Below are 19529 nucleotides of genomic sequence, written 5' to 3' on the forward strand. Positions count from 1 at the left end.
GCCCCCATAGGATCGCGACCGTGTCCCGGTTCGTGCGGCTGTGCCTGGTCCCCTCCCTGCTCGCGCTCAGCGCCTGCGGCGGTAGCGGCCACGGCACCCCCGGCAGCTCCGGCCTGGGCGACCCGTACTTCCCCAAGGCCGGAAACGGCGGCTACAACGTCACCCGCTACGCCCTCGACCTCGCCTACGACCCCGGCACCCGCCACCTCACCGGCACGGCGACGATCAACGCCCGCGCCACCCAGGACCTCTCCGCCTTCAACCTGGACTTCAAGGGACTGGACGTCGAAGGCATCAAGGTGGGGGACGACAGCGCTCGCTGGCGCCGCACCGGCCAGGAGCTCACCGTCCGCCCGCGCCACGGCCTCACCGCCAAGGACACCTTCCGCGTCACCGTCCGCTACTCCGGCACCCCCGCCACCCTCACCGACCCGGACGGCTCGCAGGAGGGCTGGATCCCCACCGCCGACGGCGCCCTCGCCCTCGGCGAGCCGTCGGGATCGATGACCTGGTTCCCCGGCAACCACCACCCCTCCGACAAGGCCTCGTACGACATCACCGTCACCGTGCCGAAGGGCCTGCGGGCCGTCTCCAACGGCGAGCTGACCGGCGAGCGGACCGGAGGCGGCCGTACCGCCTTCACCTGGCACACCGCCGAGCCCATGGCGAGCTACGTCGCCACCGTCGCCGTCGGCGACTACGACATCAGCCGCTCGACGGCCGCGGACGTACCGGCGTACACGGCCGTCGACCCGGCCGAGGCGAAGGCGAGCGCCAAGGTGCTCGCGCGGCTGCCGCAGGTCATGGAGTGGGCGGCGTACAACTTCGGGCCCTACCCGTTCTCCTCCACCGGCGCGGTCGTCGAGCGCCCGGACGACTCCGGCTATGCCCTGGAGACCCAGAACCGCCCGGTCTTCCCCGGCGCCCCCGAGACCGCGCTGCTCGTCCACGAGATCGCCCACCAGTGGTTCGGCAACTCCGTCACCCCGCGCTCCTGGCAGGACATGTGGCTCAACGAGGGCTTCGCCACCTACGCCGAGTGGCTGTGGGAGGAGGACCAGGGCGGCGACAGCGCCCAGGAGACCTTCGAGGCGCTCTACGACAGCCAGGACGCCGACCTCTGGGCGTTCCCGCCCGCCGAGCCGACCGGCGCCGCGCACATCTCCGACCGGCCCGTGTACGACCGCGGCGCGATGGTCGTCCACCAGATCCGCCGGGCGGTCGGCGACGACGCCTTCTACGACCTGGTCCAGGGCTGGACGGCCGCCCACCGCCACGGGGTCGCCGGCACCGACGACTTCACGGCGTACGTGGAGCGGCAGGCGCCGGACGTGGACTTCGGCCGCATCTGGGCGGACTGGCTGTACGGCGAAGGCAGGCCCGGCGATCGTTAGGCGAACCCGCATGGTCGACAAGCGCCCGAAAGCGTCCACAGGTGACCGGGGTCAGGCCTGTCCCTGTCTTCTCCGTACCTCGCCCTCCGTATGACATCCGTATACCTAAGGTTCCACTCGGAGTGACCGAGCCCGTCGCGTGCGCCGGGCCGAGGACGAGAGGGGACGTCATGGACGGCTCCGGACCCGACACGGATCAGGGCGTACTGCCTGTCGAGCTCACCCGCTTCATCGGCCGGGAGGCCGAACTCGCAGAGATACACGCCGTGCTGGGACACGAGCGGCTGGTCACGCTGATGGGCGCCGGTGGCGTGGGTAAGACCCGGCTCGCACTGCGCACGGCCCGGCGAATGCGCGAACACTGCCCCGACGGGGTCTACTTCGTCGAGTTGTCCGAACTGCGCGACCCGGCGCTGCTGGCCAACGCCGTCGCCTCGGCGGTGGAGTTGCCGGAGCAGTCCGAGCGGGCCGCCCGCGCGCTGCTCGACGCGCTCATCGCCTATGTCGGGCGCAAGCGGCTGTTGCTGGTCCTGGACACCTGCGAGCATCTCGTCGACGCCTGCGCCCTGTTCGTCCAGTCGCTGCTGCGCTACTGCCCGAACGTCCGGGTCCTCGCCACCAGCCGCCAGCCGCTCGACGCGCCAGGCGAGCGCGTGCTGCAGGTGATGCCGCTGCCGGTGATCGACCCGGACGAGGACATGCTGCCGGGCGCGGCCCCCAGCGATGCCATGTGTCTGTTCGCCGAGCGGGCGGCCGCCGTGGTGCGCGGCTTCGGGCTCACCGACGCCAACCGGGCGCTGGTCGCCCGGTTGTGCCACCGGCTCGACGGCATCCCGCTCGCCATCGAACTGGCCGCCGTACGGCTGCGGGCGCTGTCCCTGGAGCAGCTCCTGGACCGTCTCGACCACCGTTTCCGGCTGCTGTCCGGCGGCAGTCGCATCGCGCTGCCCCGGCACCAGACCCTGCGTACCGCCATCGACTGGAGCCATGAACTGTGCACCGCACAGGAGCAGTTGCTGTGGATTCGGCTGTCGGTCTTCGCCGGTGAGTTCGAGCTGACCGCCGCCGAGGAGGTCTGCTCCGGGCCGCGGCTGGCGCCCGAGGAGATCCTGGAGTGCCTGATCGGCCTGGTGGACAAGGCGGTCGTGCTCCGCCTCGACGACGAGGGCGACGGCAGCGGCGCCCGCTACCGCATGCTCGACACCATCCGCGAGTACGGCAGGGAGCGGCTCGCCGAGTGCGGCGCCGAGACCGAGTACCGCACACGCCACCGCGACCACTGCCTCACGCTGGCCCGCGAGTTCGACCGGAAGTGGCTCACCGCCGAGCAGGCCTCCTGGATGCGGCGCACCTGGCAGGAGCGGGCCAGCCTGCGCTCGGCACTGGAGTTCTGCTGCGCCTCTTCGCAGGAGGCCGCCGCCGGGCTGGAACTGGCCTCCGCGCTGTGGGGGTTGTGGCTGGGCACCGGCCGCACGGTCGAGGGCCTGTACTGGCTGGAACGGCTGCTCACCGCCTGCCCCGGCCCGCACCCGGCCCGTCCGCAGGCCCTCAGGGTCGCCGGTCACCTCAGTCTCATGTCGGGCGCGCATGCGCGCGGCCTGGAGCTGACCGACCAGGCGGAGGCCGCCGCCCCTGAGGGAGCGGCCCGTGCGGAGGCGGCGTACATCGTCTTCAACCGCGGACTTGCGCACACCCTGGCCGGCCAACTCGACTGGGCCTTCGAACAGCTCAAGGACGCCCGGGAACGGTTCGCGGCCCTGGAGGACCGGGCGAGCGAGGCGTGGATGCTGGCGACGATGTGCGGATCGTGTGTCTGCGCGGGCGAGTACGACAAGACGCTCGCCACCTGCGAGGAGACCTGGCCCCTCCTGGAACCGCTGGGGGAGCGCTGGGTCACCGGCTGGTTCACCTGGATCCGCGGCTGCGCCCTGTGGGGCCTCGGCCGCTACGAGGACTCCGCCGACGCCCTGCGGACGGCGATCCGGCTCTGCCTGGAGATCCGCCACGTCCAGGGCATCGCCTTCTCGTTCGACACCCTCGGCTGGATCGCCGCCGCCGAGGAGCGCTACGAGCGCGCCGCCTCACTGCTGGGCACGGCCGACCGGCTGTGGGAGAGATTCCACGACCCGCGTCTGGGCATCCCCGCCATGCACCAGGCCCACCGCACCGCGGCGGACCTGGCCCGCGGTGCCCTCGGCGACCGCTTCTACGAGGAGCTGTACGACACGGGCGCCGCGCTGCCGCTGCAGGAGGCCGTCGACCACGCCGACCTCGCCAGGAACGGGCCCGGTGCCGGGCGCGGCAACGGCGGCTGGTCCGCGCTGACCGGACGGGAGCAGGAAATCGCGCTGCTGGTGGCCGAGGGGCTGTCCAACCGGCAGATCGCCGAGCGGCTCACCATCTCCAAGCGGACCGTGGACTCGCACCTGGAGCACATCATGGGCAAGCTCGGCTACGCGTCCCGGACCCAGATCGCCACGCTCGCGGTGGCCCACGCGGCAGCGGAGTCCTGAACAAGGCGAGGGGCCGCCCGGCGGGAGTTGATGATCCGCCGACAGACCACCGTCCTCACGGGGCGGCTCCTCGTCACGCTGCCGACCAGCTTGACGATCGCGACATTCGGTTGCACCCAGACAGGGTGCCGCACCGCCCGGCCCGGAGGGCCGCAGCCAACTCGGGTTCCGTATACCGAAGTTGCGGCGCCGGGCCGGGCCGGCCGGGATCGGTACCCCGGCCGGAGCGATGTACGTACCTAGTTGACGTTGACCGCCTTCCAGGCCGCCGCCACCGCGTTGTACTCCGCGCCGCCCGAGCCGTACAGGTCGGCCGCCGCCTGGAGGGTCGCCGTGCGGGCGCCCGCGTAGTTGGTCGACGAGGTCATGTACGTCGTCAGGGCCCGGTACCAGATCAGGTAGGCCTTGGTGCGGCCGATGCCGGTGACCGTGGAGCCGTCGTAGGTCGGGGAGTCGTAGGCGACCCCGTTGATGGTCTTCGCGCCGCTGCCCTCGGACAGCAGGTAGAAGAAGTGGTTGGCGGGGCCCGACGAGTAGTGCACGTCGAGCCGGGCCACCGTGCGGGACCAGTAGTCGACGGAGTTGCCGTCCTTGCTGGGCTTGTCCATGTAGCGCAGCGGGGTGCCGTTGCCACGGATGTCGATCTTCTCGCCGATCAGGTAGTCACCGGCGTCGGAGGAGTTGTTCGCGAAGAACTCCACCGAGGTGCCGAGGATGTCGCTGGTGGCCTCGTTCAGGCCGCCGGACTCACGGCTGTAGCGCAGGCCGGCGGTGGCCGAGGTCAGACCGTGGGTCATCTCGTGGCCGGCGACGTCGAGCGAGGTGAGCGGCTTGAGGTTGCCCGCGCCGTCGCCGTACGTCATGCAGAAGCACTGGTCGGACCAGAAGGCGTTGACGTAGGCGTTGCCGTAGTGGACCCGCGAGTAGGCGGCCACTCCGTCGCCGCGGATGCCGTTGCGGCCCAGCTCGTTCTTGTAGAAGTCCCAGGTCACGGCGGCGCCGTAGTGGGCGTCCACGGCGGCGGTCTGACGGTTCGTCGGGGTGTCGTCGCCCCAGACGTCGTCGGCGTCGTGGAAGAGGGTGCCGGTGCCGTTGGTGGCGCCGTTCAGGTCGTACGTCTTGTGGCCGCCGCGCCCGGAGTCGGTCATGTCGAACCCGCCGGAGGCGGCGGTGGTGCCGAGCGGGACGGTGCCGCTGTACTGGCTGGTGCCCGAGCCGGTCTCGATGGCCTCGAAGGAGTACAGCTGCTTGCCGGTGGCGGCGTCGGTGACGACGTGCAGCTCGCTCGGGGTGCCGTCGTGCTGGAGGCCCTCGACGACCGTCTCGTAGGCGAGGACGGGCTTGCCGTTGGCGGCCCAGACGACCTTGCGGGGGGTCGCGGCGGTGCCCTCGTCCGCCGCCTTGAGCGCGGACTTCTTCGCCGTGGCGGCGGATATCGCGGCGTCGGTGGACGCCACGGCTATCCGGGACTTGGTCGCCTTGCTGACGCCCTTGAGGGCGCCGCCCTTCGTCACGTGCGTGACCAGGTCGCCGCCGAGGACGGGCAGGCCCGCGTAGGTCCGCTCGTAGCGGGTGTGAACCGTGCCGTCGGCGTCTTTCAGGACATCCCGGACGACGAGCTTCTCCTGCGCGCCGAGCCCGAGCTCGCGGGCGGTCGAAGCCGCCTGGGCCTGGGCCGACTTGATGGCGGTGGCGCGGGCGGAGGCGCTGAGGGGGAGCGAACCGGTGCTGCCCGGTTCGGGCGCTGCGGTGGCGGGGCCGTTCTGCAGCGCGAGCACGACCATCGCGGCAGACCCGATCAGGGCGCCGGCGCGGAGGGCGGTCTTGCGGCTGTGCTGTCTCACTCGGTCTCCTTAGTCGCTGGCCTCATGGTTGGGGCTCAGGTGGGGCACAGAGTTGCGGCGAGCCAGGAGAGGGTGACATTTGAACCACCCTGTTTGACAGGGTGCGATCAAGACTTTACGTCTTCGTATCCGAAAGACGCTTCTGAGAGTCCGTTATGCGGACGATCCGTCAGGGGCGGCTTCCCACCGCGTCAGAAGCTCGGCCAGATCGGGCGGCCAGATCGACTCCTTGGCGGCGGCCAGCTCCTCGCGCGTCCACCAGCGCCAGGCGAGGATGCCGTCCTCGGCGTGCGCGGCGGCCAGTTGGGGGCCGGACGGATCGCGGCGCGGGCCGTGCGTGACGTAGATGTGCTCGTGCTGGTGGACGGGGATACCGATGGGGGTCCCCCCGCTCGAGCGAAGCCGAGAGTGGGGGAGTGTGAAGTCGTGCTCCCACGTGCACAGCAGCGGGCCCGCTTTCAGGTCCGTCCAGCCCGTCTCCTCGCCCAGTTCACGCAGGGCGCCCTCGCGCGGGGTCTCGTCCGCCTCCAGGCCCCCGCCGGGCAGGGCCCAGTGGAGGCCGACCTCGGAGTTGTCGTAGCTGAAGAGGAAGACCGCGCCCTCGGGGTCGACCACGGCGACCCGGGCGGCCCGGCGCGGGATGCGCAGAAGCTTGCGCAGGACCGCGCAGGGGCGGCCCAGCCCGCGGTCCTCGCGATGGTCGATCACCTCGTAGCCGAGCGCGGTCCAGAACGCGAGCGCCTTGGGGTTGTTGGCGAGGACCGCGAGACGTACGGCCGTGCGGCCCGCGGCGCGGAAACGGTCCTCGACACTCTGCGCGATCCGCCGCCCGTGCCCCTGCCCGTGCAGGCTCGCGTCCACCATCAGCAGCCCGATCCACGGATCCGGGTCGGCCGGATCGGGATGCCGGGCCAGCGTGATCACGACCCCCACCAGCCGCCCCTGACTACGGGCGAGCAGCACCTCCACGTCCGGATTCACCAACTCGTCGGCCAGCGCGGTCGCCACCTGCTCCGGCCGGATGCCGTCCGGGTCCGGAAAGTCACCACTGAGGGCATGGAACTCGCGGTTCGCGGCATAGAGAGCGGTGAGTTCGGTGAGCAGGGGGGCCGGGATGTCGTGGTCGGGGGTGAGGGGGAGGGGGTCCAGGCGCATGCGCCGGACGCTACCTCCTTGATCCACGGAACCTCCCGCGAACGCGAAAACCCCCGGCCGAAGCCGGGGGTCCCCGTAGTGCGCGGCGTCCGTCAGACGTTTACGCCGAAGTCCTGGGCGATGCCCACGAGGCCCGAGGCGTAGCCCTGGCCGACCGCGCGGAACTTCCACTCCGCGCCGTTGCGGTACAGCTCGCCGAAGACCATGGCGGTCTCGGTGGCGGCGTCCTCGGACAGGTCGTAGCGGGCGATCTCGGCGCCGCCGGCCTGGTTCAGGATGCGGATGTAGGCGTTGCGCACCTGGCCGAAGTTCTGCGAGCGGTTCTCGGCGTCGTAGATCGAGACCGGGAACACGATCTTGTCGATGTCGGCCGGGAGCCCGGCGAGGTTGACGTTGATCGCCTCGTCGTCGCCCGCGCCCTCGCCGGTGCGGTTGTCACCGGTGTGGACGATCGTGCTGTCCGGGGTCTGCTTGTTGTTGAAGAAGACGAAGTGGGCGTCGGAGTAGACCTTGCCCTGCGTGTTGACCGCGATCGCGGACGCGTCGAGGTCGAAGTCCGTGCCGGTGGTGGTGCGGACGTCCCAGCCGAGGCCCACGGTGACGGCGGTCAGGCCCGGAGCCTCCTTGGTGAGCGAGACGTTGCCACCCTTGGACAGGCTTACAGCCATTGTTGGGAGTCCCTTCCCTCGTTGCGTACGGCAGTACGGGATGAAGCTACAGCTACCCCTATGAACGCGGGGACAGGCACCGAAGGTTCCAGGTGCCTTTACTTTCTTTACCAAGGGATATTCGCGTGACGTGGACCGGACAGGCAGGGGACCATGGTGGGCATGTCCGGTCCTCACGTCATCCGCGGCTCCGTCTCGCTTCCCGAGGCCGAGCTCATGTGGCGTTTCTCCCGGTCCTCCGGACCCGGCGGGCAGCACGTCAACACCAGCGACTCGCAGGTGGAGCTGCGCTTCGACCTCGCCCGCACCGAGGCGCTGCCCGAGGTGTGGAAGCGGCGGGCGCTGGAGCGGCTGGCCGGGCGGCTGGTCGACGGCGTCGTCACCGTACGCGCCTCCGAGCACCGGTCCCAGTGGCGCAACCGCGAGACCGCCGCCGTACGCCTCGCGGCGCTGCTCGCCGAGGCCACCGCACCCCCGCCCAGGCCGCGCCGCCCGACCCGGATCCCGCGCGGGATCAACGAGCGGCGCCTCCAGGAGAAGAAGCAGCGCTCGCAGACCAAGCGGGGGCGCTCGGGGCGCGACTGGGGATAGTCGCACGGCCCCCGTGTCACATCCGCGGCATGCCGTCCGTCATGTCAGTGACCGCGAACGGTCACGACGAGAGGTGTGACGGACGCATGACGACCGAGAACGAGTTCCTGGCCCGGCGCTTCGAGACGCACCGCACCCATCTGCGGGCCGTCGCCTACCGCATGCTCGGTTCGTCCGCCGAGGCCGAGGACGCGGTGCAGGAGGCCTGGATCCGGCTGAACCGCAATGAAGGCACCCGGATAGACAACCTCGGCGGCTGGCTGACCACCGTCGTCGGCCGGGTCTGCCTGGACATGCTGCGTTCCCGCGGCTCACGCGCCGAGCAGCCGCTGGACGCCGTCGCCCCCGTGGTGCCGGACGAGGCCGCCGACCCCGAGCGGGACGCGCTGCTCGCCGACTCGGTGGGCGCCGCGCTGCTCGTCGTCCTGGAGACCCTGAACCCCGCCGAGCGGCTGGCGTTCGTGCTCCACGACCTGTTCGCGGTGCCCTACGACGAGCTCGCGGAGATCGTCGGGCGCACCCCGGACGCGGCCCGCCAGCTCGCCAGCCGGGCCCGGCGCCGGGTCCAGGGCGCCCAGGCGCCGGACGCCGACCTGGCCCGGCAGCGGGAGGTCGTCGACGCCTTCCTGGCCGCCGCGCGCGAGGGCGACTTCGAGGCGCTGGTGCAGGTGCTCGACCCGGACGTGGTGGCCCGCACGGAGGCCGGTGTGACGACGGGAGCCCTGGCGGTGGCCAAGGGCGCGGCGAGCTTCGCCCACCTGGCCCGCTTCTCGCGTCCCGCTCTGGTCGACGGCCGAGCGGGCGTCGTGATGCTGGTCGACGGCCGGGTGGAGCGGACGGTGGCCTTCACGTTCGTACGGGGCCGGATCGCCGTGATCGACATCGTGCGGGATGCCGAGCGGGCGGCCGCGGCGGACGTGAGGCTGCTCTAGCGCTCGTCCGGCGGATCAGGCGCCCTGGACGAGGTCGAGCACGCCCACCGTCTCGCCCTCGACGGTCTCCCCGTTGGGGCGGAAGCCGAGGCCGAGGTAGAAGTTCTCCGGGCCGTGCTCGCCGGGGTGCCAGGTGACGTAGAGCTCCTTGCCGCCGCGGCGGCGGATCTCGGCGGCGACGGACTCGACGGCGAACCGGCCGTAGCCGCGGCCCTGCTCGCCGTCGGCGATGTTCAGCCGCCACAGGCCGGAGCGGATGAGCGTGCCGTCCTCGCGCCAGTCGATGTCGAAGAAGGCCATGACGAACCCGACCGCCCGCCCGTCGTCGACGATCAGCCGCGGCCAGGCCTCGGGATGCACATAGGCCTCGGCGAGGGACTTCACGACCGGTGCGACCGCGAATTCCTGCTCGGGCCGGACGCGTATGCCGAGGGCGGCGTCGATGTTCTTCGCGGTGACTGCTTCGAGGCGGGGGGTGGTCTCGGTCATGGGCGCACCCTAAGCCGGTGATCACCCGGAGTCACCTGAATTCCGGGTCACCCCAACTGCCGGTACCGCCCCCGGAAATACATCAGCGGCCCCCCGTCGGCGCTGGGCAGGGACGCGGTCAGCACCCGCCCGATCACCAGCGTGTGGTCACCGGCGACCACCGTCCGCTCCGTGCGGCACTCCAGCGTCGCCAGCGCCCCGCCCACCAGCGCGGCGCCGGTCGCCGAGCCGCGGACGTAGGGGATGTCGTCGAAGAGGAGCCGGTCGCTGATCCGGCCCTTCATGGAGAACCGGCCGGCGATGTGCCGCTGGCTCTCGGACAGGACGGAGACCGCCCACAGGGGCTGCTCGTCGAGCAGGTCGTCCATACGGGAGCCGGTGCGCAGGCTGACGAGCACCAGAGGCGGGTCGAGGGAGACCGACAGGAACGCCGTCGCCGTCATCCCGACGTCCTCGCCCTTGGGACCGTCGGCGGCGAGCGGGGGCTCGAAGGCGGTCACCAGGACCACGCCCGCGGCCAGCCGGGACATGGCGGCGCGGAACTCGTCGTTGCTCACCCCCTCAGCATGCCCGTCGAGGGGCGGGGCAGTGATCGGGAACGGGGCGGCGGGGGGAATGTTCGGCACGCCCGGAACGCTAATGTGCGCGGCGAGGCGGCCGCATCGGGCCCCGGGCCGAGACCGGACCTAGGACCACGGACGGACACCGGCTCGGCTCCCGGAGGGCACCGTCGCGCTCCGTACAAAGTTTGCGTTCAGCAAACGCACAGGAAAAGCGCAGAAACTCCGCTCAATTGTTCATGTTTCGCTGTGACTTGAGTCACAAGGGCTATTAATTGTTGACCCTGTGTACCGAGTGGGCAGCGCGCTGTGATTCAGTGGCGGGGACGACGCCGAAGACAACCCTTGATTCACTGCGAGGTCTCGGGGGGAGGGCGAGCATGGAGACCGAGTCGGAGCCGTACGTCCGTCTTGCGACCCTGCGTCAGCTGCATCAGGTCATGGCGGACATGAACACCGCCCGGAGCCTGGCGGACACGCTGCAGACCGTCGCCGACGGCGTGGTCAACGGCCTCGGCTACGAGCTCGCGTGCGTCAACCTCGTCCGCCCCGACGGCGATCTGGTCGTCGCCGCCTTCTCCGGCAACCCCGCCGCCGAGGCGCTCATCACCGGCCGTGTCGGCTCCCGCGAGTCCTGGGACCGCCGGCTGACCATGGGCGAGCACTGGGGCGACCTGGTGTTCATCCCGCACACCGAGGGCTGGGTCCTCGACGACGACGACGTCCCGCAGTGGTACACCGACGGGCCCGCCCCCCGCTTCGAGGACGAGTGGCACCCCGCCGACCGCCTCTTCGCGCCCATGTACACGCCCGGCGTGCAGGGCGGCTCCGGCGAGCTGATCGGCGTCCTGTCCGTGGACCGGCCGCGTAACGGCCGGCTGCCGGGAGCGTGGGGGCGCGAGGCGCTCCAGATGTACGCGTTCCAGGCCGCCATCGCGATCAGCAACGCGCGTCTACGTGCGAATATGCAGCGGGCACTGGTCAGGCTGGAGCGCGAGCAGCAGGCCCTGCGGGCGAGCGAGGAGAGCTTCCGCCAGGCCTTCGAGTACGCCCCCTCCGGCATGGCCATCGCCGAGATGGGCGGCGACCAGCACGGCCGGATCCTCAGGACCAACGACGCGCTCTGCCGGCTCCTCGGCCGCCCCGCCTCCGCGATGCGCCGCTACGCCTTCTCCGACCTCGTCCACCCCGAGGACATAGGCACGCTGCTGCGCACCTCGGCGGAGGGCGGACGCGCGGAGCTGCGCCTCGGCCGCCGCGACGGTACATACGTCTGGGTCAGCCTGCGCAACTCCGTCGTCGCCGACGCCGCCGACGGCCCCCGCTTCCTCCTTACCCACGTCGAGGACATAGAGGAGCGCAAGCGCCGCGAGCTCCAGCTCGCCCACCGCGCCTCCCACGACTCCCTGACCGGCCTGCCGAACTCCGCCGAACTGCGCGCCCGGCTCTCCGCCCGCCTGTGCCAGCGACTCGGCCCGTCCGACGCCGCCGACTCCCTCGACGCCGCCTACGGCCACCCCGTCTACGACATCAACGGCCACGGCTTCGACTTCCGCCCCGGCGCGGAGGCCATTGACGCCTACGACCACCATGTGCACACCGTCGCCCCCGAGAGCGAGCGCGACGACGGCACCAAGGGGCTCGCGGTGCTCTTCTGCGACCTCGACGGCTTCAAGTCGATCAACGACCGGTTCGGGCACAACGCCGGTGACGCGGTCCTCATCGAGGTGGCCCGCCGCCTGACCCGGGGCGTCCGCGACGGCGACACCGTGGCCCGGCTCGGCGGCGACGAGTTCGTCGTCCTCGCCGACGGGCTCGGCCGGGCCGACGCCCAGGACCTCGCCGTACGCCTGCGCAACGAGATCATCCAGCCGATCCGGGTCGACGGCCGGGCCATGCGGGTGGGCGCCAGCTTCGGTATCGGGTGGGCGCACTGCGGCATGACGGCGGACGAGGTGTTGAAGTCCGCCGACGAGCGGATGTACGTAGAGAAACGATCTCGTCCCAAACAACACAGACGCGCGGGATGAACCCCAGGTCAGCAGGTTGATGCGGGCTGAGTCACCCGTTTGGGGCAGCCGGAACGGGTAGGCTCCCCCTTCGTCACACGTACCGCATCCACCCCGCACCTGGTGAGGAGACCTGAGGGATGACGTCCGGCAACAACGGCGCCAGCACGCCCGAGGACGACGACCCGTTCGGCTACCTCTACGCCGACGGGCAGGCCAACGGCGCCCAGCCGCCGTCCGGTGGCTACGGCTACCCGAACTCCGTCAACCGGGTCCGCGCGGTCGGCGAGCGCACGTACGGCGGCCAGCAGTCACCGACGGCTCCCTACGGCCAGGTCCCCCAGCAGCAGGGTGCGTACGGCCAGCCGAACGCGCACTACGCGGCCCCCGAGACCTTCCCCGGCAGCGGCGGCGGCCCGACGGCCCCCCAGCAGGCCTACAGCGGAGGGTCCGGTTCCGGCCGTGGCCGCGGTCCCAACACCAAGGGCCTGCTGATCGGCGCGATCGCGGTCGTCGCCGCGGTCGTCATCGGCATCGCGGTGGCCATGACGGGCGGCGACAACTCGGACGACGGCGACAAGGACAACCAGGCGGGCTCTACGCCGACGCAGTCCGAGAGCGCGGATCCGTCGCCGACGGGCAGCAGCGGCGCCGAGGAGGAGGGGAAGCTGCCGGAGATCGACGCGAAGGCGATGCGCCTCGAAGGAGGTGCTGCCACCTCCTCCGACGTCAAGGGAGCCAAGGGTTCCGGCGGTGTCTACGTCGCCGGCTTCAACAAGGTCGGCGCCTCGCTCACCTGGACCGCCAACGGCATCCCCGAGTCCGGCAAGTACACCCTGTTCGTCGGCTACAGCGTCCCGGGCAAGGACGGCACCGCCACCCTCACGGTCAACGGCACCGTGGCCACCACGCCGGTCGGCCTGAAGAACTGGGCGAACGCCGGCGAGGGCGACTACGAGAAGGGCTGGACGAAGACCTACAACTACGTCGAGCTCAACAAGGGAACCAACACCTTCAAGGTCTCCTGCGAGCAGGGCAACCAGTGCGACGCCCTCATCGACCAGGCATGGCTCGTCGAGGGCTGGGTCGAGTAGCAGGCGCACGACAAGCCCGACGGCCGTCGGCGATGTTGACCACCGACGGCCGCCGTCCTGGTTGTCCAGGGCTGCTCAGATGCGTCCGCCCTCGACGCACATGATGGCCACCCAGCCCGTCCTGCCGCCCCAGCTCACCTTGACCCAGTCGTTGTCCGACGGGCCGCCGCTCCAGCAGGTGTACGCCCCGCCGTTGTTGTTCCGCGTGCACGGAGTCGTGGTGCAGGGAACCCGGGTGCTGGTGCTGGTGACGGTCGCGATCTTGCTGGCGGACGTGCTGGCGCTGGCGCGAATGGTGAAGGGGTGGTTGCCCTTCATCCACACGCCGGCCTGCTCGGCGGCGGAGGCCGGCGGGCTCACGGAGAGCGCGAGCCCCACCGAGGCCACACCGAGTGCCCCGAGGCGCGCGAACTTCCTTGCTTTCTGCATGACTTCCCCCAATGTGAAGTGGATCCCTGGTCAGGGGACCCCTGTTCGGACCCCTGGTCAGGGGATCCTTGGTCGCCGGTGATCATATAAGGCGACGTGGGGGACGGGTTTCAGGCCGCGTTCGCCCCGCCCGTGACCGTCACCCGGTCCAGCAGCTCCCCGTACGTACTCCGGTCGAACTCGCCCGCTGCCGACGCCAGTACGCTCGCCGCCGACAGGGCCGTGGCCCGGGCCAGGCGGGCCGGCCACGGCAGGCGCTCCACCAGGCCCGACATCAGCCCCGCCACCGCGGCGTCGCCCGCGCCCGTCGGGTTGCCGTGCACTCGCTTCGGCGGGGTGGCGCGCCAGTGGCCGTCGGGGGTGTGGGCGAGGAGGCCCTCGGCGCCCAGGGAGGCGACCACGGCGTGGGCGCCGCGGCGCCGGGCGTCCTGGGTGGCGCGGAACGGTTCGTGGGAGCCGGTGAGTTCGGCCAGTTCGTCGGCGTTGGGCTTGATGACGTCCGGGCGTGCCGCGACCGCCCGGCGCAGGGGCTCGCCGCTCGTGTCGAGCAGGACGGGGACACCGGCCGACCTCGCCGCGCGGACCAGGAGCGCGTACGCGCCCACCGGCACCCCCGGCGGCAGGCTGCCGCACAGGGCGACCGCCGAGGCCGACGCGAGGAGATCCTCGTAGGCCTCCTGGAAGGCGGACCACTCGGCGGTTGTCACGACCGGGCCGGGCTCGTTGAGCTGGGTCGTGTCGCCGGTCCGCTCGTCGACGACGGCGATCGTGCGGCGGGTCGCTCCGGCGATCGGGAGGAGGGCGTCCACCACGTGCGGCGCGGCGGTCAGCGCGTCCTGGACGATCCGTCCGGTGGCGCCGCCCGCGAAGCCCGTCACCGTCACCTCGTGGCCGAGCGCCGCCAGTACCCGGGCCACGTTCAGGCCCTTGCCGCCGGGGCGTTCGGTCACCTCCGTGACGCGGTGCGAGGCGTGCGGCCGCAGGGCCGGTACCCGGTAGGTGATGTCGAGAGCGGTATTCAGCGTGACCGTGAGGATCACCCGGGCCGACCTCCCCCGCGAGTGTGCGTGCCGTCTCTTCCGGGGCCTGATCATGCCAAAGAGACGGCGGTCGGCCCAGTCCTCGGGCTGACCGCCGTACCACTACCGCGGGACGGATCAGCCCAGTTGGGGACCGACCACCCATTCGCCCCGGCGCATCACGCCCCTGATGTCGAACGCGGAGTCCAGCAGCACCAGGTCGGCGTCCTTGCCGGGCTCCAGGGAGCCGATGCGGTCGTCCATGCCGAGCAGCCGGGCCGGGTTGGCGGACAGGGCGGCCACCGCGTCCTCGACGGACAGCCCGTCGATCGTCACGGCGCGCTTGAAGGCGCGGTCGAGGGTCAGGGTGGACCCGGCGATCGAGCCGCCCTCGACGAGACGGGCGACACCGTCGGCCACCTCCACCTCCAGCGGGCCGAGCATGTAGCGGCCGTCGCCGAAGCCCGCCGCGTCCATCGCGTCCGTGATGAACGCGACGCGGTCCGCGCCCGCGTGATGGAACGCCAGCTCCAGGGCGGCCGGGTGCAGATGCGTACCGTCGTTGATCAGCTCGACGGTGACCCGCTCGTCCTCCAGCAGCGCCGCGATCGGGCCCGGGGCGCGGTGGCCGAGGGCGGGCATCGCGTTGAAGAGGTGGGTGGCGACCGTGGCGCCCGCGTCGATCGCCTCGACCGTCTGCTCGTAGGTGGCGTCCGTGTGGCCGACGGCCGCGATCACGCCGTGCTCGGAAAGCAGGCGCACGGAGTCGATGCCGCCGGGCAGCTCGGTGGCGAGCGTGACCATCTTCGCGTGGCCGCGCGCCGCGTCGATCAGCTTGCGGACCTCGGCCGGGTCGGGGTCGCGCAGCAGCTCCTCGGAGTGCGCGCCCTTGCGGCACGGGGAGATGAACGGGCCCTCGAAGTGGATGCCGGCGATATCGCCCTGCTCGGCGAGCTCGGAGAGGAGGCCGGCGCGCTGGGCGAGGAAGTCCATGTCGCCGGTGACGGTGGAGGCGACGAGGGTGGTGGTGCCGTGCAGGCGGTGGGTGCGGATGCCGGTGAGTACCTCGTCGACGGTGCCGGAGGTGAAGGAGGCTCCGCCGCCGCCGTGGTTGTGGATGTCGACGAATCCTGGGACCAGGTAGTGGCCGGTTACGTCGATGACCTGGGCGTTCTCCTGAGCGCTGCCGGTGATGCGGGTGCCCTCGACGACCACCTGGCCTGAGTCGACAACTCCTGTCGGGAGTACGACGTGGGCTCCCTTGAGGATTGTCTGCGGGCCGGTGGGGGCTTGTCGCGCAGTTCCCCGCGCCCCTTGGGGAGTTGCCATCAGGCCGATTCCTCCTGGATCCGAGTTGTAGAGGTCAGCAGGTCCCAGGCCAGTAGGCCCGCACCCAGGCAACCGGCCGTGTCCCCGAGAGCCGCCGGAACGATCGTCGGCAGCTTCTGGAACGTGACTCGCTGCCGTACCGCGTCCCGCAGTGGTGTGAACAAGGTTTCCCCCGCCTCGGCGAGGCCGCCACCGATGATCAGGGTGCGGGGGTCCAGCAGGGTGAGCGCGGTGACCAGGCCGTCGGCGAGGGCGTCCACCGCCCGCTGCCAGACCTGTACGGCGTTCGGGTCGCCGGATGCGACGGCCTTGGCGCAGTCCGCGGCGTCCGCTTCCGGGTCGCCGCAGGCGGCGGCCCAGGCCTCGCTGACGGCCGCGGCGGAGGCGAAGCGCTCCAGGCAGCCGTGCTGGCCGCAGGGGCAGGGGGTGCCGCCGGGGCGTACGACGATGTGGCCGATCTCGCCCGCGAAGCCGTGCGCCCCCGCCTCCACCCGGCCGTCCAGGCCGATCGCGCCCGCGATGCCGGTGCCCAGCGCCACGAACAGGAAGCGGTCGGTGCCCCGGCCGGCGCCGACGCGGCCCTCGGCGAGGCCGCCGGTGCGTACGTCGTGGCCGAGGGCGACGGGGATGCCCAGCTCGGCGCCGATCAGCTCGCGCAGGGGGACGTCGCGCCAGCCCAGGTTGGCCGCGTAGGAGGCGATGCCGCGGGCTTCGTCGACGATGCCGGGGACGGCGACGCCGGCGGCGGTCGCGGGTTCGCCCAGCTTCTCGGCGCCGTAGGCGTGCAGCTCGGCGGTGAAGTCGAGGATGGCGCGTACGACCGCCTCGGGGCCGCGCTCGCGGCCGGTCGCCCGGCGGGCCTGGTGCAGCAGCACGGGGGGCCCGGGGGGTGTCCCCCCGGACGGCACAGTGTCCGCCCCGACCAGGGCGGCCTTCATCCCGGTGCCGCCCACGTCGAGGGCGATGACATGTCTCACGGGGGACAGTGTGGCCCGCCGACCCTCAAGAGGTCTAGTCCACTCACGTGGTGTAGACCTTATGGCGACGTTTCGAAAGTTTTCGCAGTGGGTTGGGGCTGGAACAGCAGTGCAGCGGCGTAGTAAAGGGATGATCGCGGTTGTGTCCGCACTGGGCATGATGGCGGTTCTGGGCGGCTGCGGCCTCACCGGGGACTCGGACGAGGTGACGCTGAGGCTGGTCGCGGCCGACTACGGCGACAGCGCGTCCAACAGCTCCCGGAAGTACTGGGACTCCCTGGTCAAGGAGTACGAGGACGCCCACCCCGACGTCCACGTCGAGGTCAGCGTGTACTCCTGGACCGAGGTCGACCGCAAGGTCAAGGAGATGGTCGACGCCGGCAAGGCGCCCGACCTGGCGCAGATCGGCGCGTACGCCGACTACGCCAGGGCCGGCAAGCTCTACACGGCCAGCGAGCTGCTCTCCATCACCACCCAGGCCGACTTCGTGCCGCAGCTGGCCTCCGCGGGAGCGGTGAACGGGACCCAGTACGGCATGCCGTTCGCCTCCTCCACCCGCCTGCTCTTCTACAACAAGACCCTCTTCGACGAGGCCGGCATCCAGCCGCCCGAGACCTGGCAGGAGCTGGCCGCCGCCGCCGAGGCACTGAAGGCGGAGGGCGTGAAGTACCCCTACGCCCTCCCGCTCGGCCCCGAGGAGGCGCAGGCCGAGACCATGCAGTGGCTGCTCAGCGGGGGCGGCGGCTACACCGACACCGACGTGGGCACCTACGACGTCGACTCCTCGGAGAACGTCGCCACCTTCACCTGGCTCAAGGACGAGCTGGTCGACAAGGACCTCACCGGACCGGTCGCGCCCGCCTCCCTCAACCGCGCCGACGCCTTCGAGGCGTTCACGGACGGCGACGTCGGCATGCTCAACGGGCATCCCTCGCTGATGAAGGCGGCCACCGCGAAGGGCGTGAAGTTCGGCATGGTGCCGATGCCCGGCGCCGACGGGCCGAGCCGGATCTCCATGGGCGTCGCCGACTGGATGATGGCCTTCAAGCAGAACGGCCACGCCGAGCAGGCCGGCGACTTCCTCGACTTCGTCTACGACGAGAAGAACGTGCTCGCGTTCTCGCGGGAGTACGACCTGCTGCCCGTGACGAACTCCGTCTCCGACGTCATGAGCACGGCGGAGCAGGACGAGGAGCTGCGGCCGTTCCTGGAGGCGCTGCCCGCCTCCGAGCTGTACCCGGTGGGCCGGACCTCCTGGGCGGCGGTCAGCGCGGCGGTCAAGGACAGGATCGGCAAGGCGGTCGCGCCCGGCGGCAACCCGTCGACCGTGCTCCAGCAGCTCCAGGTGACGGCGGTCGCGGAGGAGAGCGCGGAGTAGCCCCGCTGTCAGTGGCGGCGGCTACGGTGCGGGGTATGGAACAGGAGCCGCTGGGTCGCAGGGAGCAGTCGATCCTCGCCCTGGAACGCCGTGGCTTCCCGGGGCCGGGAGCGAAGGAGCGGGCGATACGCGAGGAGCTGGGGCTGGCCCCCGTGCGCTACTACCAGCTCCTCAACGCCCTCCTCGACGACGAGCGGGCCCTGGCCCACGACCCGGTGACGGTGAACCGGCTGCGCAGGGTGCGCGAGTCCCGGCGCTCGGAGCGGTGAGCGCGGGCTACAGGCGCGCCGCCAGGCTCCTCAGCAGCCTCACCACTCCCGCCGGTCCCTGCACCACCATGTCCGCCCGCTCCTCCAGCTCCGGAACCTCCTCGCTGGCGCTGCACACCAGCAGACCCGGAGTGCCGTCGGTGCGGAGCTTGTCCACGGCCGCGTAGGCGGGGAGATCGCCCAGGTCGTCACCGGCGTAGAGGACCGAGGCCGCGTCGATCTCGCGGACGTAGTCGAGGAGGGCGACGCCCTTGTCCATGCCGGGCGGGCGCAGTTCCAGGACCATACGGCCGGGCTCGACGATCAGGCCGTGGCGGGCGGCCAGTTCGGCGAGGGGCTCGCGCAGGGCTTCGAAGGCGGCCTGGGGGTCGTCGGCGCGGCGGGTGTGGACGGCGACCGCGCGGCCCTTCTCCTCGATCCAGGTGCCGTGCCAGGCCCCGACCCCGTCGAGGACACCGGGCAGCTCGGCGCGGACGGCCGCGACGCCGGGGTCGGGGGCGGGCGCGCTGACGGTGGCGGAGACGGCGTCCCAGCGTTCGGCGCCGTAGTGGCCGAGCACGACGAGGTGCTCCAGGCCGCGAACGCCGGCGAAACCGCCGTAGCGGACGGCGACGCCGGCCGGGCGTCCGGTGACCACGGCGACGGCGGCCACCTTCGGCGCGAGGGCGGCCAGCGCGGGCACCGCCTCGGGGTGGGCGCGGGCCTGTTCGGGGTCCGCCACGATCGGCGCGAGCGTCCCGTCGAAGTCGAGCGCGATCACCGCGCGGTCGGGCCGCGCCAGCAGCGCGTCCAGACCGGCTCGTCCGGCGGGGGTGGAAGGGGTCGGCAGTGCGTCCGTGGAGTCCGTATGGCTGCCCATACGGGGACCATATCCACGGG

18 protein-coding genes are annotated in these 19529 nt (G+C 71.6%); 8 read left to right on the forward strand and 10 right to left on the reverse strand.

Annotation, left to right across the window (positions count from 1 at the left end; genetic code table 11):
* Positions 1 to 20: 20 nt before the first annotated feature.
* Positions 21 to 1394, forward strand: coding sequence for a M1 family metallopeptidase (locus tag AB0Q90_RS17290; protein WP_363161297.1), 1374 nt, complete (start codon positions 21 to 23; stop codon positions 1392 to 1394).
* Between the two features lie 170 nt (positions 1395 to 1564).
* Entirely contained in the window at positions 1565 to 3907 is a 2343-nt protein-coding gene (locus AB0Q90_RS17295) for a LuxR C-terminal-related transcriptional regulator (protein ID WP_363161296.1), read from the forward strand.
* 239 nt (positions 3908 to 4146) lie between these two features.
* Here the strand turns inward: AB0Q90_RS17295 and AB0Q90_RS17300 are convergent, their stop codons facing one another.
* The 3 genes from AB0Q90_RS17300 to AB0Q90_RS17310 all read right to left on the reverse strand — a co-directional run bounded on the left by AB0Q90_RS17300 (position 4147) and on the right by AB0Q90_RS17310 (position 7574).
* Positions 4147 to 5751 (reverse strand): M4 family metallopeptidase, encoded by a 1605-nt coding sequence (locus AB0Q90_RS17300; RefSeq protein ID WP_363161295.1) that lies wholly within the window; start codon positions 5749 to 5751, stop codon positions 4147 to 4149.
* Between the two features lie 153 nt (positions 5752 to 5904).
* On the reverse strand, positions 5905 to 6906 hold the full coding sequence (locus tag AB0Q90_RS17305; protein ID WP_363161294.1) for a bifunctional GNAT family N-acetyltransferase/NUDIX hydrolase: 1002 nt from the start codon (positions 6904 to 6906) through the stop codon (positions 5905 to 5907).
* A gap of 92 nt (positions 6907 to 6998) precedes the next feature.
* Positions 6999 to 7574, reverse strand: coding sequence for a TerD family protein (locus tag AB0Q90_RS17310; protein WP_363161293.1), 576 nt, complete (start codon positions 7572 to 7574; stop codon positions 6999 to 7001).
* 153 nt (positions 7575 to 7727) lie between these two features.
* Between AB0Q90_RS17310 and arfB the strand changes: the two genes are divergently transcribed.
* On the forward strand, positions 7728 to 8165 hold the full coding sequence (arfB, locus tag AB0Q90_RS17315; protein WP_363161292.1) for an alternative ribosome rescue aminoacyl-tRNA hydrolase ArfB: 438 nt from the start codon (positions 7728 to 7730) through the stop codon (positions 8163 to 8165).
* A gap of 86 nt (positions 8166 to 8251) precedes the next feature.
* Positions 8252 to 9097 carry a sigma-70 family RNA polymerase sigma factor gene (locus tag AB0Q90_RS17320; protein WP_363161291.1) on the forward strand — a complete coding sequence of 282 codons (846 nt, stop codon included), beginning with the start codon at positions 8252 to 8254 and terminating at the stop codon, positions 9095 to 9097.
* A gap of 15 nt (positions 9098 to 9112) precedes the next feature.
* Here the strand turns inward: AB0Q90_RS17320 and AB0Q90_RS17325 are convergent, their stop codons facing one another.
* Together AB0Q90_RS17325 and AB0Q90_RS17330 are read right to left on the reverse strand one after the other, a co-directional pair.
* Entirely contained in the window at positions 9113 to 9586 is a 474-nt protein-coding gene (locus AB0Q90_RS17325) for a GNAT family N-acetyltransferase (protein WP_363161290.1), read from the reverse strand.
* A gap of 47 nt (positions 9587 to 9633) precedes the next feature.
* Positions 9634 to 10212 (reverse strand): flavin reductase family protein, encoded by a 579-nt coding sequence (locus tag AB0Q90_RS17330; RefSeq protein ID WP_363161289.1) that lies wholly within the window; start codon positions 10210 to 10212, stop codon positions 9634 to 9636.
* 314 nt (positions 10213 to 10526) lie between these two features.
* Here AB0Q90_RS17330 and cdgB point away from each other — a divergent pair, with 314 nt between their 5' ends.
* Both cdgB and AB0Q90_RS17340 read left to right on the forward strand, forming a co-directional pair.
* On the forward strand, positions 10527 to 12176 hold the full coding sequence (cdgB, locus tag AB0Q90_RS17335; protein ID WP_363161288.1) for a diguanylate cyclase CdgB: 1650 nt from the start codon (positions 10527 to 10529) through the stop codon (positions 12174 to 12176).
* Between the two features lie 119 nt (positions 12177 to 12295).
* Positions 12296 to 13249 carry a carbohydrate-binding protein gene (locus AB0Q90_RS17340; protein WP_363161287.1) on the forward strand — a complete coding sequence of 318 codons (954 nt, stop codon included), beginning with the start codon at positions 12296 to 12298 and terminating at the stop codon, positions 13247 to 13249.
* A 75-nt stretch (positions 13250 to 13324) separates the two neighbouring features.
* Here AB0Q90_RS17340 and AB0Q90_RS17345 read toward each other — a convergent pair whose 3' ends face one another.
* From AB0Q90_RS17345 to AB0Q90_RS17360, 4 genes are all read right to left on the reverse strand, one after another.
* Complete coding sequence (locus AB0Q90_RS17345; protein ID WP_363161286.1) at positions 13325 to 13678, reverse strand: hypothetical protein; 354 nt, start codon at positions 13676 to 13678, stop codon at positions 13325 to 13327.
* 110 nt (positions 13679 to 13788) lie between these two features.
* Complete coding sequence (locus AB0Q90_RS17350; RefSeq protein ID WP_363161285.1) at positions 13789 to 14718, reverse strand: 1-phosphofructokinase family hexose kinase; 930 nt, start codon at positions 14716 to 14718, stop codon at positions 13789 to 13791.
* A 117-nt stretch (positions 14719 to 14835) separates the two neighbouring features.
* Positions 14836 to 16026: an N-acetylglucosamine-6-phosphate deacetylase gene (nagA, locus tag AB0Q90_RS17355; RefSeq protein WP_363161284.1), complete on the reverse strand. Its 1191-nt coding sequence runs from the start codon at positions 16024 to 16026 to the stop codon at positions 14836 to 14838.
* Entirely contained in the window at positions 16026 to 17003 is a 978-nt protein-coding gene (locus AB0Q90_RS17360; protein WP_363161283.1) for an ROK family protein, read from the reverse strand. Before AB0Q90_RS17360 ends, nagA begins: the two co-directional genes overlap by 1 nt.
* A 157-nt stretch (positions 17004 to 17160) precedes the next feature.
* Between AB0Q90_RS17360 and AB0Q90_RS17365 the strand changes: the two genes are divergently transcribed.
* Together AB0Q90_RS17365 and AB0Q90_RS17370 are read left to right on the forward strand one after the other, a co-directional pair.
* Positions 17161 to 18381 carry an extracellular solute-binding protein gene (locus tag AB0Q90_RS17365; RefSeq protein WP_363161427.1) on the forward strand — a complete coding sequence of 407 codons (1221 nt, stop codon included), beginning with the start codon at positions 17161 to 17163 and terminating at the stop codon, positions 18379 to 18381.
* A gap of 35 nt (positions 18382 to 18416) precedes the next feature.
* Complete coding sequence (locus tag AB0Q90_RS17370) at positions 18417 to 18650, forward strand: DUF3263 domain-containing protein (RefSeq protein WP_363161282.1); 234 nt, start codon at positions 18417 to 18419, stop codon at positions 18648 to 18650.
* A gap of 7 nt (positions 18651 to 18657) precedes the next feature.
* Here AB0Q90_RS17370 and otsB read toward each other — a convergent pair whose 3' ends face one another.
* A complete protein-coding gene (otsB, locus tag AB0Q90_RS17375; protein WP_363161281.1) occupies positions 18658 to 19509 on the reverse strand; it encodes a trehalose-phosphatase in 852 nt (283 codons plus the stop codon).
* Between the last annotated feature and the right edge of the window lie 20 nt (positions 19510 to 19529).

The organism is Streptomyces sp. NPDC079141, assembly GCF_040686775.1.
Taxonomy (GTDB): domain Bacteria; phylum Actinomycetota; class Actinomycetes; order Streptomycetales; family Streptomycetaceae; genus Streptomyces.

What these genes read in the sequence shown, in the direction of transcription:
- AB0Q90_RS17345 (WP_363161286.1), bottom strand. Translation starts at nt 13,678, where the DNA reads ATGCAGAAAGCAAGGAAGTTCGCGCGCCTCGGGGCACTCGGTGTGGCC.
- AB0Q90_RS17370 (WP_363161282.1), top strand. Translation starts at nt 18,417, where the DNA reads ATGGAACAGGAGCCGCTGGGTCGCAGGGAGCAGTCGATCCTCGCCCTG.
- AB0Q90_RS17340 (WP_363161287.1), top strand. Translation starts at nt 12,296, where the DNA reads ATGACGTCCGGCAACAACGGCGCCAGCACGCCCGAGGACGACGACCCG.
- AB0Q90_RS17305 (WP_363161294.1), bottom strand. Translation starts at nt 6,906, where the DNA reads ATGCGCCTGGACCCCCTCCCCCTCACCCCCGACCACGACATCCCGGCC.
- nagA (WP_363161284.1), bottom strand. Translation starts at nt 16,026, where the DNA reads ATGGCAACTCCCCAAGGGGCGCGGGGAACTGCGCGACAAGCCCCCACC.
- otsB (WP_363161281.1), bottom strand. Translation starts at nt 19,509, where the DNA reads ATGGGCAGCCATACGGACTCCACGGACGCACTGCCGACCCCTTCCACC.
- AB0Q90_RS17310 (WP_363161293.1), bottom strand. Translation starts at nt 7,574, where the DNA reads ATGGCTGTAAGCCTGTCCAAGGGTGGCAACGTCTCGCTCACCAAGGAG.
- AB0Q90_RS17320 (WP_363161291.1), top strand. Translation starts at nt 8,252, where the DNA reads ATGACGACCGAGAACGAGTTCCTGGCCCGGCGCTTCGAGACGCACCGC.
- cdgB (WP_363161288.1), top strand. Translation starts at nt 10,527, where the DNA reads ATGGAGACCGAGTCGGAGCCGTACGTCCGTCTTGCGACCCTGCGTCAG.
- AB0Q90_RS17295 (WP_363161296.1), top strand. Translation starts at nt 1,565, where the DNA reads ATGGACGGCTCCGGACCCGACACGGATCAGGGCGTACTGCCTGTCGAG.
- arfB (WP_363161292.1), top strand. Translation starts at nt 7,728, where the DNA reads ATGGTGGGCATGTCCGGTCCTCACGTCATCCGCGGCTCCGTCTCGCTT.
- AB0Q90_RS17325 (WP_363161290.1), bottom strand. Translation starts at nt 9,586, where the DNA reads ATGACCGAGACCACCCCCCGCCTCGAAGCAGTCACCGCGAAGAACATC.
- AB0Q90_RS17365 (WP_363161427.1), top strand. Translation starts at nt 17,161, where the DNA reads ATGATGGCGGTTCTGGGCGGCTGCGGCCTCACCGGGGACTCGGACGAG.